Source organism: Methylobacterium sp. JK268, assembly GCF_054052225.1.
In genome coordinates this window covers 67,184-83,109 of sequence record NZ_JBSVZN010000035.1, presented here as the reverse complement: position 1 = coordinate 83,109, position 15,926 = coordinate 67,184, and the positions used below count along the sequence as shown (strand labels likewise).

Sequence of the window (15,926 nt, the reverse complement as noted above, 5' to 3'; positions counted from 1 at the left end):
GAGACGGCGCGGCCCCGTGCGGCGTGGTAGAGTGGACGCGTTCGAGAGAGGGGCCCCGCTGCCGGTCGGCTCCTGGTGGTGCGGGGACGGGGCGAAGCGGCGATGGGCATCGAGATCAAGACCGTCGGGATCATCGGGGCCGGCCAGATGGGCAGCGGCATCGCGCATGTCTGCGCCATGTCGGGCCTCGACGTGCGCCTCAACGACCGCGACCCGGAGCGCCTGAAGAACGGCCTCGCCACCGTGAACGGCAACCTGCAGCGCCAGGTCGCCAAGGGCACGATCACGGAGGATGCCCGCCGCACCGCGATCGCGCGCATCCAGCCGGTCGACAGCTTCGAGGGTTTCGGTCCCTGCGACCTCGTGATCGAGGCGGCGACCGAGGACGAGGCGGTGAAGCGCTCGATCTTCTCGGCGCTCTGCCCGTCGCTGCGCCCCGAGACGATGGTGGCGACCAACACCTCCTCGATCTCGATCACCCGGCTCGCCGCGTCGACGGACCGGCCGGAGCGCTTCATCGGCATCCACTTCATGAACCCGGTGCCGGTGATGCAGCTCGTGGAGCTGATCCGCGGCATCGCCACCGAGGACCCGACCTACGAATCCGCCCGGGCCTTCGTGAGCCGCCTCGGCAAGACCGTGACGGTGTCGGAGGATTTCCCGGCCTTCATCGTCAACCGCATCCTGCTGCCGATGATCAACGAGGCGATCTACACGCTCTACGAGGGCGTGGGCTCGGTGGACTCGATCGACACGGCGATGCGGCTCGGCGCCAACCACCCGATGGGCCCGCTCCAGCTCGCCGACTTCATCGGCCTCGACACCTGCCTGTCGATCATGCAGGTGCTCTACGAGGGGCTGGCGGATTCGAAGTACCGGCCCTGCCCGCTGCTGGTGAAGTACGTCGAGGCCGGCTGGCTCGGCCGCAAGACGAAGCGCGGCTTCTACGATTACCGCGGGCCGGAGCCGGTGCCGACGCGGTGAGGGCGGCGGGCGCCGCGTCATCGGCTGAACGGATCGGGAAGGCACGACGCTCCTCAGGCTGAGGTGCTGGCGAAGCGAGCCTCGAAGCACCCCGGACCGTTGATCCAAGACGGAGGCTGCTGGAACACCCTGTTCAGGGGTGTTTCGAGGCCGCCTTCGGCGGCACCTCAGCATGAGGAACCGGTTTGGCTGCCATCAGCGTGGTCTGATGTGACGGCTCATCCTCGTCTGTCCGGATGAAACCTGCCGATTTCCGGCCTCATGGCCGGCAATGTCCTGCGGCCCCTCACGGCCGGTCCTTGATTGCGGTCGTCACCCGCAGCGCCGGGTCCGGGTCGTTCCAGCGCCGCAGCGCGGCGGGGTCGGGCAGGCTGGAGCGGAACGCGTCGCGCATCAGGCCGATCCGGGCGAGCGGCGGCGGCTGGTAGCCGGTCTGCCGCACCGGCGCGGAATCCGGCCGCAGGGCGAAGTCGTGGCGGGCATCGTCGGCGAAGCCCGGATTGGTGACGAAGGCGGCGTTGGGACCGCTCGACACGTCGCCCTGCGGGTCCTGCCCGGTCGGTCCGGGGCCGGTGAGCCAGTCGAAGGGCACCCGGCAGCGCACCGCGAGGTTGCCGGCGATCCGGCTGCCGCGGCGGGCCGCGAGCCGGTAGCCGGTGCCGCAATCGACCGCGAGGTTCGACAGCACCGCGAGCAGCAGCGGGTTCTCGGCCGAGATCCCGCGCCCGAAGGAGACCGCCGCCCCCGCCACCCGCCACACGACGTTGCCCTCGACCACGTCGTCGCGGCTGTCGCCGTCGAAGGCGATGCCGTCCCCGATCGGCAGGTTGTGCAGGAAGTTGAACCGGATCCGCCGGTTGCCGGACCGCGCGGAGAGGTCGTGGCAGGCGATGCCGCCCGTGTCGTTGAACACGCTGCCGCAGCGGAAGATCTCGTTGAATTCGATCACCGAGTCCCAGGAGCCGTGCAGGATGGCGGCCTGGGGCGCGTCGTGGATCAGGTTGTTCGCCACGCGCATCCCCACGGCGGCGTGGTGCCCGCCGGTATGCCCGCCGGTGAAGCCGCAATTGATCCCCGGCGCCTCCGCCGGGTCGAGGATCCCGACGTTCCAGACGTGATTGTTCTCCGCGCGGTGCCCGGCCGGGACGCGCGGCCGGGCCGCCTCGTCCCCGCCCCCGAGCCAGATTCCCCCCGCCCCGGTGTCGTGGACATCGTTGCCGAAAGCCGCGTGGTCGCGCCCGTCCTTCAGGCGGATGCCGTAGCGCGCGACGTTCGCCACCGTGCAGCCCGTCACCCGGTTGCCGGAGCCGCCCTCGACCAGGATGCCGTCGCCCAGGGACTCGCCGAGGGCGAGACCGGCCACGGTCACGCCCGTCGCGCCGGTCACGGCGAGCACCGGGCCGGTCTCGTCCGCGATCCGGATGTCGAGGTCCGCCAGCGGCCGGGGCGGGTAGAGGTAGAGGGTGCGGCTGTCGACATCGACGCACCACTCGCCCGGCTGGTCCAGCTCCTCCAGGAGGTTGAAGGCGTGGAAGGGCTCGCGCCCGCTGCCGGCCGGCCGGGCCTGGGCGCTGCCGATGCCCCCGGGCACCGGGGCGGCGAGGGTGATGGTGCGCGCAGCGGGATCGATCGCCGCCACCCGCACGGCCTCGCCGCGCCAGGGGACGCTCCAGGTGCCGCGCAGCCAGAGGCCGGGCGCCAGCGCCCCGATCCAGCGGGCCGGGCGGGGATCGCGGTAGGCGAAGCGGCCCGGCCCGCCCGCCTCGCCGGTCGCCAGCACGGTGCGGACGGTCATGCTGCCGCGCTTCGGGTAGCGGGCGAGGGGCGCCCGTTTCCCGTCGAGGTAGAGTTCGAGGAGGCCGCCATGACCGGTGAAGAGGTCCGGGTAGGGGCCGGTCCGGCGCAGGCCCTGCGCCCGCAGGTCGAGAGCGACGATCCGCTCCCGGTATTGCGGCTGCAGCCGCGCCAGGGCGGCGGGATCCGTCACCGGGCGGAACGCCTCGGCGGCGATCCGCCGGGCCGCCGTGAGGGCGGGCCGGGCGCCCGGCGCCGCCCGGTAGGTGCAGCCGGAATCCTCCGGCCCGAGCGCCAGCGTCTCGGCGTAGACCCCGTCCGCGATCACCACCTCGGCCGGGCCCTGCTGCCGGGCGAGCCGGCGCGCGGCCCCCAGGCTGCGCAGGGGCCGCTCCGGCGCGCCGTCGTTGCGGTCGTCCCCGCTCGGCGCGACGTGCAGGCGGCGGGGCGCCGCGGCGAGGGGGCCCGTCCCCGCCGCGGCGCATCCGGTCGCGGCGAGGCCGCCCCGCAGGACCGCCCGCCTGGTCGCCGTCGTCATCCCGGACCGATCCTCCGCGTCGCGATGCGAAGGAGCCGATCCGGCGCCCCGGGGCAAGCGGGGCGGACCGCTCCCTGTTCGGCGGCGACCATGGGCACGCCCCGCCGCCAGGGGGCCGCGCTCACTGCGTGAGCGGGCAGCCGCTGTCCTTGGCCGACAGGAAGGCCTTGTCGCCCGGGATGGTGGCGAGGTGCTTGTAGTAGTCCCACGGGCCCTTCGACTCGGCCGGCGTCTTGACCTGGAACAGGTACATGTCGTGGACCATGCGGCCGTTCGCCTGGACCTTGCCGCCGCGCCCGAAGAAGTCGTCGACGGGCAGTTCGCGCATCGTGCGGGCCACCGCCTCGGTCTCGTCGGTGCCGGCCGCCTTCACGGCCTTGAGGTAGTGCAGCACCGACGAGTAGGTGCCGGCCTGGATCATGCTCGGCATCCGCCCGAACCGGGCCATGTAGCGCTTGGCGAAGCCGCGGGCCTGATCGTCGAGGTCCCAGTAATAGCCCTCGGTGAGCACGATGCCCTGGGCGACCTTGAGACCGAGCCCGTGCACCTCCGCCAGGGTGAAGAGCAGGGCCGCCAGCCGCTGCCCGCCCGAGACGATGCCGAACTCCGCCGCCTGCTTGATCGAGTTCGAGGTGTCGAGGCCGGCATTGGCGAGCCCGACGATCTTGGCGCCCGAGGCCTGGGCCTGGATCAGGAAGGAGGAGAAATCCTGGGCGCTCAGGGGGTGACGCACGGCGCCCAGCACCTTGCCCCCCTTGGCCTCGACGTACTTGGTCGTGTCGGCCTGCAGCGCCGTGCCGAAGGCATAGTCGGCGGTGAGGAAGAACCAGGTGTCGCCGCCGGCCTCGACCAGCGAGCCGCCGGTGCCCACCGCCAGCGCGTGGGTGTCGTAGGCCCAGTGGAAGCCGTAGGGCGTGCACTGCTTGCCGGTGAGGTCCGTGGTCGCGGCCCCGTCCACGATGGTGATCTTCTTCTTCTCGCGGGACAGGCCCTGCACGGCGAGCGCGACCGAGGAGGTCGTCAGCTCCATGATCGCGTCGACCTTGTCGGTGTCGTACCACTGGCGGGCGATGTTGGAGGCGACGTCGGGCTTGTTCTGGTGGTCGGCGTCGACGATCTCGACCGGCACGCCCAGCACCTTGCCGCCGAAATCCTCCACCGCCATCTTGGCCGCCTCGACCGAGCCGCGGCCGCCGAAATCGGCGTAGACGCCCGACTGGTCGTTGAGGATGCCGATCTTCACGACGCCGTCCGAGGCGCCCTTCTGCTGCGCGAAGGCGCCCGGCGCGGCGACGGCGAGCGCCAGCGCGAGGGCGGTGGAGCGCGTCAGCGCCCGGGTCGATGTCCTCATGGTGTCCCTCTCCCGATCGGCGGCACGGACGGCCCACCTTCTTGATCGTGCTGCACGTCAGTGCACCTCACAAAACTCCCGCCGCGCTGGAGGCGCCACGGCGAGCGACGACGGTGATCGGGAGTTTCGTGAGAGACACTTAGAGGGCTCCCGCGGCGCCGAATCAAGCGTCCCGCCGCGCTTGCCCGCCTCAGCCTTTCGCAGCAGGCGCAACCCTCCCCGTGCGGCCCGGTCCCTTTCTGGTGCGCGGATGCCTATATGGCTCTATAAGGCGCGCCATCACGCTCGCGTCAGACGTTTCGATCGATCGCAGGTCCACGATGCTCGGTGCCATCGCCAAGAAGATTTTCGGGTCGTCCAACGACCGTCGGGTGAAGGGCTACCGGCCCCGTGTCGCGGCCATCAACGCCCTCGAACCCGAGATGGAGGCCCTCAGCGACGAGGCCCTGCGCGCCCGCACCGACGCGCTGAAGGCGGAACTCGCCGCCGGCAAGTCCCTCGACGACATCCTGGTCCCGGCCTTCGCCACCGTGCGCGAGGCGGCCAAACGCGTGCTCGGGCAGCGCCACTTCGACGTGCAGCTGATCGGCGGCATCGTGCTGCACGAGGGCGGCATCGCCGAGATGAAGACCGGCGAGGGCAAGACGCTGGTGGCGACCCTCGCCACCTACCTCAACGCGCTCGCCGGCAAGGGCGTCCACGTGGTCACGGTGAACGACTACCTCGCCCGCCGCGACGCCGAGTGGATGGGCCGGGTCTACGGCTTCCTCGGGCTCTCCACCGGCATCATCGTGCACGGGCTCGACGACGCCGAGCGCAAGGCGGCCTATGCCTGCGACATCACCTACGGCACGAACAACGAGTACGGCTTCGACTACCTGCGCGACAACATGAAGTACGAGCTGGGCCAGATGGTCCAGCGCGGCCACGCCTTCGCGATCGTGGACGAGGTCGACTCGATCCTGGTGGACGAGGCGCGCACGCCGCTGATCATCTCGGGGCCGATCGACGACCGCTCCGACCTCTACGTCTCGATCGACGCGCTGCTGCCGCGGCTCGCGCGGGAGGATTACGACCTCGACGAGAAGCAGCGCACCGTGTCGCTCACCGAGAGCGGCAACGAGCACATCGAGGAACTGCTGCGCGAGGCCGGCGTGCTGAAGGAGGGCGACCTCTACGACGCCCACAACATCACGCTCGTCCACCACGTGAACCAGGCCCTGCGCGCCCACACCCTGTTCACGCGCGACAAGGACTACATCGTCCGCAACGACGAGGTGGTGATCATCGACGAGTTCACGGGCCGCATGATGCCGGGCCGGCGCTACTCGGAGGGCCTGCACCAGGCGCTCGAGGCCAAGGAGCGGGTCACGATCCAGCCCGAGAACCAGACGCTGGCCTCGATCACCTTCCAGAACTACTTCCGGCTCTACAAGAAGCTCGCCGGCATGACCGGCACGGCCTCGACCGAAGCCGACGAGTTCCAGGAGATCTACAACCTCTCGGTGGTCGAGATCCCGACCAACAAGCCGGTCGAGCGCGTCGACGAGGACGACGAGGTCTACCGCACCGCCGAGGAGAAGTACGCGGCGATCATCGCGGAGATCGACAAGGCCCATGCGCGCCACCAGCCGGTGCTGGTCGGCACCGGCTCGATCGAGCGCTCGGAGCACATCGCCGGGCTCCTGGTGAAGCACGGCTACGTGCCGCTCGACTACAGCAACGCCTCGGCCATGAACGAGGTCTACGCGGCCGCCCGCGAGGGCCGGGTGACCAAGAAGTTCGCGGTGCTGAACGCCCGCTTCCACGAGCAGGAAGCCTACATCGTGGCGCAGGCGGGCGTGCCCGGCGCGATCACCATCGCGACGAACATGGCCGGGCGCGGCACCGACATCAAGCTCGGCGGCAACGTCGAGATGCGGGTGGCCCAGGAACTCGCCGAGGTGCCGGAGGGCCCCGAGCGCGAGGCGCGCATCGCCGCCATCAAGCGCGAGATCGACGAGAACCGCACCCGCGTGCTGGGATCCGGCGAGCCGGCGGATCCGGAGGCGGGCCGCAAGAGCGCGCTCCCCGGCGGCCTCTACATCGTCGGCACCGAGCGCAACGAGAGCCGGCGCATCGACAACCAGCTGCGCGGCCGCTCCGGCCGCCAGGGCGATCCCGGCCGCTCCAAGTTCTACCTGTCGCTGCAGGACGACCTGATGCGGATCTTCGGGTCCGACCGCATGGACGGCATGCTGCAGAAGCTCGGCCTGGAGCAGGGCGAGGCGATCATCCACCCCTGGATCAACAAGGCGATCGCCAAGGCGCAGCAGAAGGTCGAGGCCCGCAACTTCGACATGCGCAAGAACGTGCTCAAGTACGACAACGTGATGAACGACCAGCGCAAGGTCGTGTTCGAGCAGCGCCGGGAGTTCATGGCCCAGGAGAGCGTGCGCGAGACCGTCGACGAGATGCGCCACGGGGTGGTGGACGACGTGGTGGCGCAGCACATCCCGGAGAACGCCTATCCGGAGCAGTGGGACGTGGCGGGCCTGCGCGAGAGCGTCCAGGCCCAGCTCAACCTCGACCTGCCCGTCGAGGACTGGGCCAAGGAGGAAGGGATCGCCGACGAGGAGATCCGCGAGCGCCTGCGCAAGGCGGCCGACGAGGCCTATGCGGAGCGCGTGGAGCGCAACGGCGCCGAGCTGATGGCCTACGTGGAGAAGCAGGTGCTGCTCCAGAGCCTCGACCATCTCTGGCGCGAGCACCTCGTCACCCTGGATCACCTGCGGCAGGTGATCGGCTGGCGCGGCATCGCGCAGCGCGACCCGCTGAACGAGTACAAGTCCGAGGCCTTCGAGCTGTTCAACGGCCTGATCGGCTCCCTGCGCGAGCAGGTGACCGGGCACCTGATGCGCATCGAGGTGATGGCGCAGGAGCCCGAGGCGCCGAGCTTGCCGCCGATGTTCGCCCAGCACCTCGACCCGGCGACGGGCGAGAACGAGTTCGCCCTGCCCGAGGGCAGCGGCAGCTTCGGTGGCGCGGGCGGCGCCTACGGCTACGCGGCGCAGGGGCTGGCGGCGGACGGGGCGGTGCTGGAGCGCGACCCGACCGACACCGCCACCTGGGGCCGGGTCGGGCGCAACGAGCCCTGCCCCTGCGGCTCGGGCAAGAAGTTCAAGCATTGCCACGGGCGGTTCAGCGGCGAGGCGTGAGGCAGAGGGGTTCGACGATGAAACGGCCCGGCCGCGACAGCGGCCGGGCCGTTTCCGTAGAGGGCCGCTCGTCACTGGCGAGGCGATGGTCTCCGGAATTCAACGCGATGAACCGGCGTCATCAGGTCCCATCGATGGCACCAACATTCGATCCTCATGCTGAGGTGCCGCCGCAGGCGGCCTCGAAGCACGCCTGAACAGCAGTTCCGAGGCGCCATTGCCTTGGGCAAACGGTCCGGGGTGCTTCGAGGCTGGCTTCGCCAGCACCTCAGCATGAGGATCGGTGCGGGTTCCACAGCCGCCGAGCCGATGCGGCCTGCTCTCGAGAGGCCGCCCCCATCCGCCCCTGATGCACCCGCACCACACCCGCCGGCCCGCATCGTTCCCCCGGGTCCGGCACCCGGAAATTGCCGCAAACCGCCCCCAGGCTCCGGATCATCGTCGCGAAGGACACGCTTCCTTCGTTCACGTCCGATTGTCCTTGGCGGTTCCTTAAGCACTCGCCGCCATCCTCAGCCCGACTTCTTCCGGAGATCCAGCGTGCGCGCCCTGTCTTCCCTCGGCCTCTGTGCGGCGCTCGCCGCCGTGACCCTCGCGGCGGCCCCCCAGGCCGCCTCGGCTCGCGACAATGTGGGCGCCGCGATCCTCGGCGGCGCCGCGGCGGGCGTGCTCGGCGGCGTCGCCGCCGGCGCCATCATCAACGGCGCTCAGGCCGCCCCGCCGCCCCCGGTCTACGTGGCGCCCCCGCCGCGCCGCGTCTACGTCGAGGAGCCCACCGAGACCGTCGTGGTCCGTCGCCGCGGTCCGGTCTGCCACTTCGAGCGCCGCAAGGTGTGGCTCGACGACGAGTCCTTCACCTATCGTCGCGTCGAGGTCTGCGAGTAAGCTGCAGCTCATCGCGAAACGGGACCAGGGCGCCGGAGACGGCGCCCTTCGTCGTTCTGGCGCCTCCCGTCGAGAGCGGAATCGATCGCGCTGCGCGAGAATGCCGCTTCTGATCTTCGCGTCATCTCTATTGTCGTGCCGCGCCGACAACGGCGTCGAGGGAAGCCGCTCTCTCGTGCGATGCCCATCTACAAATAGTCATCGATATCGATGGTTCGATTGCGCTCCGAGATCACGTGCCTCACCCATGGGATGAGGAGGTCGAACGTCGTGCCGTATTGTGCGGCGAGCGCCTCGACACGGGCGCGCAACGGCCCCTTGAGCCAGTCGCCTTCCAGGATGATGCCGAACGACGCCTCGATGACCTCTCGCGGAACCTTGCCGGCCGCCGCAGCGCACGCGGCGTCCAGGGGCGATTCTCCACCACGGCCTTGATCTCGCATCGATCCCCCTCCTTCGGGCACCGGCCACGATCTCGAAGAGCTACAGCAGGCCTCGAGCCTGCAGGCCGCCCGCGAAGGTGGCGAGCGGCATCACCAGCGTCAGCGGTCTGTCCTGCAGCGGCTCCGCACCATAGCTTGCGTACCACCGTGCCGCGCGTTCTCCCTTGGCGTCGATGACGAGCAGCACGCCGCCGGCCTCCTTCGCGACGCGAAGGCATCGAAGCGCCGCGGCTGCCAGGAGCTGACCGCCCAGACCACGGCCCGCGACGGAGCGGTCGGTGGCGATCCGGGCCAGCTTGAAGGCGGGCACCTCGTGCCGCGCGAGGCCCCGCATCATCGCGGCCGGGACCGCGCCATGCGCCACTGCAGACGGGGTGATGGTGGAGAAGCCGAGCACGCGGTTGGGGGCTTCGACATCGATCGCGCAGAAGGTCTTCGACGCGTTCTGCTCGTGGCTCTGGCGGGCGTAGCGCTGGAGGAAGTCGTTCATCGCCACATCGCCGCAGTCGAAGGCCCGACGATGATGCGACGTCGCGACGGCCTCTTCCCGCCAAGCGGGCAAGGTCATAGCGCGTCGGGCAGCGCCGCGATCGCGGCCCGCAGCTTCGCGTTGGGCTTGGGCGGGTTCTCGATCAGGTCGAGGACGCGCGCGCGATCACGCTCCGTCAATCGCAGGATTTCATCCTCTTGGATCACCGCCTCGGCCTCACGAAGCGCGATCTGGGTGATGAAGGTGGTCAGGTCGGTCTCGCGCAAGGCTGCGGCGCGGACGAGCTTGGCCTTCACCTCCGGTGAGACGCGCAGGTTCATGCGCTTGCTGTCATCCACGGCAGTCCGGGGCATGCCGACGGCTCCTCTTCGTACTTCTTGAAAGCGTACGTCGACCGCACCTCATCGGCAAGGTCGCGGACCCGCCGGTCCGTCCGCTCGTGTCAGCAGGATGCCGGCGGCGCGTGCGGAGGCCCCGGGCGGCGCAGCGTACTCGCCGTCTCCTGCCGCACGGTCGAGCCGCATCATCCCAAATCCGCTCGATTTCTTCGGAAAGGCGGATTTGCTCCTCGCTCAAGCAGACACGGCCTGTTCTTACGCTGGATTCCAAATCTCCTTCCGCCGACGCTTCAGTCGTCCGGAAAAGGGGAGCCTGAACAGAAGCGGGCGCCTCAGGGTTTCATCTGCCAGGGTCCGCTGTGCCGATGCCGAACTGATCCGCCCTCCGCTACCGCGGGCCGGCGCCTCACGCCGCCGACAGCGCCGCCGGGTCCTTCACCAGCAGCCAATCCTCCACCACCAGCGCGTCGAGCCCGGTCGTGTAGAACATCAGGATCGCGTCCTCCGCCGTGTGGAGGATCGGCTTGCCCATCACGTTGAAGCTGGTGTTGAGCAGGATCGGCACGCCGGTCAGCGCCGCGAAGGCGTCGATCAGGGCCGCGTAGGCCGGGTTGCGCTCCGCCGTCACGCTCTGCAGCCGGCCGGTGCCGTCCTCATGCACCACCGCCGGCACCCGGTCGCGCATAGCCTCGCGCCAGACCAGGGTGCGTTCCATGTAGGGGCTGTCCTGGTAATCCTCGAACCAGTCGGGGCCGGCCTCGGCCAGGATCGAGGGCGCGAAGGGCCGGAACGCCTCGCGGTACTTCACCTTGGCGTTGAGAATGGCCTTGGCGTCGGCCGGGCGCGGATCGGCCAGGATCGAGCGGTTGCCGAGCGCCCGCGGGCCGAACTCGGCCCGGCCCTGCACCCAGCCGACGAGGCCGCCCGCCGCCAGGATCGCGGCGGCCGCGCGCGTCACGCCCGCGTGGCCGAGGCGGCGCAGGCGCGGCTCGGAGCCCGCCATCCGCTCCAGCGGCTCCGTCGAGACGGTCGAGCCGAGATAGGGCGTCAGCGCCCTCCCCTCCTGCCTCCCCTCCTGCGGCCCGGTCCAGTCCGGGTGGTCCTCCGCGAAGGCGAGCCAGGCAGCGCCGACCGCGTTGCCGTCGTCGGCGGGCGCCGAGGGCACGTGGAGGGCAGTGAAGCCGCTGCGGCCGAGCACCCGCCCGTTGTACGAGGAGTTGAGGGCGCAGCCCCCGGTGATCACGAGGTTCTCGCCCGGCGCCAGGGCCTCGGCCTGGGCCACCAGCGCGTCCATCATCTCCGCGAAGGCGTCCTGGCCGCAGCGGGCGAGGTCCGCCCAGCCGACCTCCCGGGCCTCGGCCGGCCGGCGCGCCAGGATCTCCGCCACGGTCGCCCGCACGGTGTCGGCATCGGGGAAGCGCAGGCGCCCGCCCTCGATCCGGTACAGGCGGCGCAGCAGGTCCATCAGCGCGGGATCGGGGCGGCCGTAGGGGGCGAGCCCCATGATCTTCCACTCCTCGCCCGCCGCCTGGTCGAAGCCGGCGAGGTCGGTGACGAGGCCGAAGAAGAACCCGACCGATTCCCGCCCCCGGTGGCGCTTGACCTCCCGGATGCGCCCGGCCTCCATGCGGTAGATCGCCGAGGCGCCGGTCTCGCCCATGCCGTCGACGACGAGGCCGGTGGCGTCCCGGAACGGGCTGCCCCACAGCCCGTAGGCCGCGTGCGCGAGGTGGTGCGGGTAGCGCCGCAACCCCGCGATCCGGCTCGCGCCGCCATGCGCCCGGTCGAGGCCGAGCAGCGTGCCGTAGCCGGCCCGCGCCTGCGCGATGCCGAGTTCCGCGATGAAGGTGCGCTCGGCCCGCTCGGGCACCAGGGAGCGGTTGAGGTCCGGCGCGTGGGCCGCCAGCGCGTCGAGCCCGAACGCCCCCGACGCCGCCGACTGGGCCAGGAACTGCGTGAAGTCCGACCCCCAGCTCGTCGCGACGACGAGCTCCGCGCCCTTCGGGAGGTATCGCCCGAGGAGCCCGGCCATGCGGGGCGCCGAATCCGGCTCGCAGTTCGGGGCGCGCTTGTACTGGAGGTAGCGCTCGGTCGCCTCCGCGAACAGGATCCGGCCGTCCGGCCCGATCAGCGCCAGGGCCGGATCGTGGAAGGTGGTGGCGAGGCCGAGATAGTAGCGCATCGGGAAGGGCCGGGTCTCCGCGCGGGGCATCCGGCGCGCTTAACAGGCCGCCGCCGCCCTGTCAGGCCGTGGCATTCCGGCATCGCCGGACCGCCGCGAGGGGCAACCCGCTGCGGCAGGGTGCGGATTGGGCCGCGGCCCGGACCCCGATATGCTAGGCCGGACAGGCGGCTATGGCCGGCCGGAGCGGCCCGGCCGGGAGGCGAAGGGGTTCTCGTGCGCGACATCCTGACCGTCCTGGCGGGGCTCGTGATCCTCGTCCTGGCCGCGGCCGTGGCGGTGCCGCCCTTCGTGAACTGGGAGGGGCAGCGGGAGTCGGTCGACGCGGCGGTGAGCCGCTCCCTCGGCCTGCCGGCCCGCAGCGACGGCCGGCTGGAGATCCGCCTCCTGCCCTCCCCGCGCCTGCGCATCGACCACCTCGTCCTCGGTGCGCCCGGCCGGCCGGGCCTCGACGCCCGCTTCGTCAAGGCCGAGGTGGCGCTCACCCCGCTCCTCTCGGGCGAGATCCGCTTCACCGAGACGCGGATCGGCCGCGCCGAGGTCACGGTGCCGGTGACCGAGGGCGGCGCCGTGGTCGTGCCCCCGGATCTCGGCGCGGCGCTCGCCGGGCGCGACCTCGCGGTCGAGGACCTGCGGATCACCCAGCTCTTCGTCACGACGCGGGTGCCCGCCACGGGGCGGACCGACCAGTTCCACGCCGAGGGCGTGCGGCTGGCGAGCCCCCGCCTCGCCGGCCCCTGGCGGATCGAGGGCCAGGCGAGCGGCATCCCGTTCCGCCTCGTCACCGGCGAGCCGACCCCCGAGGGGACGGTCCCGGTCAAGGTCACGGCGGGGGGCGACACCGTCCCGCGGATCGAGGTCGATGCCCGCATCGGCCTCGCGGGCGATGCCGTGCGGGGCCTCGCCCCCGAGGCGACCGGCACCCTGCGGCTCGTGGTCGGCCCGCCCGCGCAGGCCGCCGGCCCGCTCCTGCCCTTCGCCCTCCAGGGCGCCTTCAAGGCCAAGGGCCGGGTCGCGGCCCTCGACGGGCTCGCGCTCGAGATCGCCGGAGGCGGGGCGCCGCTGCGGCTCACCGGGCGCGGCAGCCTCGACCTGCCGAACCTCAAGGCCTCCCTCTCCCTCGAGGCGCGCCGCCTCGACCTCGACGCCTTCCTGGCCTCGCCGAACGGTCAGGCGCTCCTCTCTCGCGGCTTCGACGGGTTCGGCCCGCCGCTCCCCGGGACCGTCGCGCTCGACCTCGTGGTGGACAGCGCCGCGGTCGCGCTGGGCGAGTGGTCGGACATCACCGCCGCGGCGCTGCTGCGCCCCTCCGGCGCCCTGTCGCTCACCCGCTTCGAGGCGACCGCCCCCGGCGGCACCCGCCTCTCCCTCGACGGCGACCTCTCGGGCCCCGGGAGCTTCGCGGGCCGGCTCACCGTCGCGGCGCCGGCCTCGGACCGACTCGCCCGGCTCCTCGACCAGGCCGGCCTCGGCAGCCCGCTGCTGCGCCTCCTCGACGGCCGCCCCTTCGAGGCCGCCGCCGACGTCACCGCCGCCCTGCCGGTCCTGTCCCTGCGCAACGCCCGGGTGGCGCTCGGCCAGGCCCATCTCAGCGGGAGCGCCCGCTACAGCCCGGCCGAGGAGGCCGGGGCGCGGCCGCGCCTCGACGCGCAGATCGTGGCGGACGGCCTCGACCTCGCCGAACTGCCGCCCCTGCGCGGCCTGTTCGACTCGCTCCACGCGCACGACCTCGGCCTGACCCTGCAGGCCCGCGACTTGCGCTACGGCCCGACCGGGCCGCGCACCGGCGCGATCGCCGCGAGCCTGCAATCCGAGGGCGCGGCGCTCCGGCTCGACAGCCTGGAGGTGAAGGGCCTCGCCGGGGCCGAGGCCAGCCTGTCCGGGCGCATCGCCGCCGACGGCTCGGGGCGCATCGCCGGGCACGTGGCGGCACCGGTGGCGGCACCGCTCCTCGACCTGTTGCAGCGCAATGTCCTGGCCGAGGCGGAGCTGGTGCCGGGCTTCCTGCGGGACGGGCCGCTCTCCCTCGACGTGACGCTGGAGCGCGAGTCCGGCACGGGCGAATCCGGACGGCTGCGCAGCCACGCCCGGGGCGAGGCGGGGGGCGGGCGACTCGGCCTCTCCCTCGTCACCGGTGCCCACCGGGTCGAGAGCATCGAGGCGCGCCTCGACCGGCTCCGCTCCGGCACCTGGCTCGGCCGTCCGGACGACCCCGCCCTCGCCATGCCGGCCTCCCTGCGCGTGAGCGGGCGCCGGGACGCGGCGCCGGACGCGCCCCTCGCCGTGACCGTGGCGGGCGACCTCGCGGGGGCGACGATCGCGACCGCGCGCCCGCTCGCCCTCGACGGCCCGGCCCTGCCCCGGGACGGGGAGGTCACGCTCGACAGCCCCGACCTGCGGCCCCTCGCCGGGATCCTCGGGCGCAACGCGGCCCCTTCCGGGCCGGTGCCGGCCCGGCTCACCCTCGGCCTCGGCCGCCAGGGCGACCGGCCGCGGATCGCCCTGGCCGGGAGCGTGCTCGGCGCGCCCGTGACGGCGACGCTCCTGCGAGCGCCGGACGGCAGCCTCGCGGGAACCGCGCAGCTCGACCGGCTCTCCCTGCCCTGGGCCGCCTCGGCCCTGGTGCTGAACCTGCCCGGCGGCGGAACGGAGGCCTGGCCGGCGACGCGGTTCGGCCCGGTTCCGGCCCTGCCGGTGCGGGGCAGTCTCGGCCTCACCGTGCGGCACCTCGATCTCGGCCGCGGGCTCGTCGCCGAGGCGGCGCAGCTCGATCTGGGCCTCGGGCCGGACGGCCTGTCCCTGAACCTCTACGAGGGCGCCGTGGCGGGCGGGCGGCTCGCCGGGCGCGTCACCCTGGCCCGGCAGGGCGACCAGGCCACCGTCTCGGGCGAGGCGTCCTTCGCCGACCTCGTGATCCCGGCGCTCACGGGCGGCGAGGTCGTGGGCGGGCGCCTCACCGGCGCGCTGCGCTTCGGGGCGGCGGGAGCGTCGCTGGCGGCGCTCGTCGGCAACCTCGCCGGGAGCGGCGAGATCGGCCTCGCCGACCTGACGGTCCGCGCCCTCGACCCCGCCGGCCCGGACCGCGCGCTGACCCGCCTCCTCGCCGAGGACGACCCCCTGCGCTCGGGCCGGGTCGAGCAGGTGGTGTCGGAGGAGCTGGGGCGGGGCGCGCTGACGCTCGCCGGCCCGCTGCGGGTCCCGGCCGCGCTCGTCGGTGGGGTCCTGCGCAGCGGCAGCCTCACCCTCGACCCCGGACCCTCGCGCTGGAGCGGCCTCGCGCAGGTCGACCTGCGGGCGCTGCGGCTCGACGCGCGCGGCACCCTCACGTTGGAGCAGGTGCCGCGGGCCTGGACGGCGCCGCCGCCGAGCCTCGCGCTGGCGCTGACCGGCCCCCTCGCCAAGCCCGCCCGGGAGATCGACGCGACCCCCCTGACCACGGCGCTCGCCGCGGTGGTGCTGCAGCGCGAACTCGACAAGATCGACACGGTGGACGCGGACCGCAACGAGATGGCCCGCCGCCGCAGCCGCCTGGAGCTGGACCGCGCCCGCGCGGCCGCGGAGGCGGAGTGGGCGCGCCGTCAGGCGGAGGAGGCGAAGGCGACCGAGCGGGCCGCCGCGGCACGGGCCGCCGAGGAGGCGCGCCGCCGGGCCGAGGACGCCGCCAGGGCCCAGGACGCCGCGCCGGCGGAGCAGAACAACTGAGGCGCGCCGCGGGATTCCGGAT

Annotated in this window: 10 protein-coding genes; 4 read left to right on the top strand and 6 right to left on the bottom strand. The window is 72.6% G+C overall.

Annotation, left to right across the window (positions count from 1 at the left end; translation table 11 throughout):
• Positions 1 to 102 precede the first annotated feature (102 nt).
• On the top strand, positions 103 to 984 hold the full coding sequence (locus tag ACW9J6_RS28240; RefSeq protein WP_457119670.1) for a 3-hydroxybutyryl-CoA dehydrogenase: 882 nt from the start codon (positions 103 to 105) through the stop codon (positions 982 to 984).
• Positions 985 to 1,270: 286 nt separating this feature from the next.
• On the opposite strand, the gene ACW9J6_RS28235 is transcribed toward ACW9J6_RS28240, so the two are convergent.
• The gene (locus ACW9J6_RS28235; RefSeq protein ID WP_457119669.1) at positions 1,271 to 3,316 is read right to left on the bottom strand and encodes a right-handed parallel beta-helix repeat-containing protein; all 2,046 of its coding nucleotides are present in this window, start codon (positions 3,314 to 3,316) and stop codon (positions 1,271 to 1,273) included.
• A gap of 121 nt (positions 3,317 to 3,437) precedes the next feature.
• On the bottom strand, positions 3,438 to 4,667 hold the full coding sequence (locus ACW9J6_RS28230) for an ABC transporter substrate-binding protein (RefSeq protein ID WP_457119668.1): 1,230 nt from the start codon (positions 4,665 to 4,667) through the stop codon (positions 3,438 to 3,440).
• Positions 4,668 to 4,987: 320 nt separating this feature from the next.
• Between ACW9J6_RS28230 and secA the strand changes: the two genes are divergently transcribed.
• A complete protein-coding gene (gene secA, locus ACW9J6_RS28225; protein WP_457119667.1) occupies positions 4,988 to 7,864 on the top strand; it encodes a preprotein translocase subunit SecA in 2,877 nt (958 codons plus the stop codon).
• A 540-nt stretch (positions 7,865 to 8,404) separates the two neighbouring features.
• Entirely contained in the window at positions 8,405 to 8,749 is a 345-nt protein-coding gene (locus ACW9J6_RS28220) for a hypothetical protein (RefSeq protein ID WP_457119666.1), read from the top strand.
• 188 nt (positions 8,750 to 8,937) lie between these two features.
• On the opposite strand, the gene ACW9J6_RS28215 is transcribed toward ACW9J6_RS28220, so the two are convergent.
• From ACW9J6_RS28215 to ACW9J6_RS28200, 4 genes are all read right to left on the bottom strand, one after another.
• Positions 8,938 to 9,192, bottom strand: coding sequence for a hypothetical protein (locus ACW9J6_RS28215; protein ID WP_457119665.1), 255 nt, complete (start codon positions 9,190 to 9,192; stop codon positions 8,938 to 8,940).
• A gap of 40 nt (positions 9,193 to 9,232) precedes the next feature.
• Positions 9,233 to 9,760, bottom strand: coding sequence for a GNAT family N-acetyltransferase (locus tag ACW9J6_RS28210; protein ID WP_457119664.1), 528 nt, complete (start codon positions 9,758 to 9,760; stop codon positions 9,233 to 9,235).
• Positions 9,757 to 10,035 carry a type II toxin-antitoxin system TacA family antitoxin gene (locus ACW9J6_RS28205; RefSeq protein WP_457119663.1) on the bottom strand — a complete coding sequence of 93 codons (279 nt, stop codon included), beginning with the start codon at positions 10,033 to 10,035 and terminating at the stop codon, positions 9,757 to 9,759. Before ACW9J6_RS28205 ends, ACW9J6_RS28210 begins: the two co-directional genes overlap by 4 nt.
• 391 nt (positions 10,036 to 10,426) lie before the next feature.
• Complete coding sequence (locus tag ACW9J6_RS28200) at positions 10,427 to 12,202, bottom strand: carbamoyltransferase family protein (protein WP_457119696.1); 1,776 nt, start codon at positions 12,200 to 12,202, stop codon at positions 10,427 to 10,429.
• Positions 12,203 to 12,418: 216 nt separating this feature from the next.
• Here ACW9J6_RS28200 and ACW9J6_RS28195 point away from each other — a divergent pair, with 216 nt between their 5' ends.
• The gene (locus tag ACW9J6_RS28195) at positions 12,419 to 15,904 is read left to right on the top strand and encodes an AsmA family protein (protein WP_457119662.1); all 3,486 of its coding nucleotides are present in this window, start codon (positions 12,419 to 12,421) and stop codon (positions 15,902 to 15,904) included.
• Positions 15,905 to 15,926 lie beyond the last annotated feature (22 nt).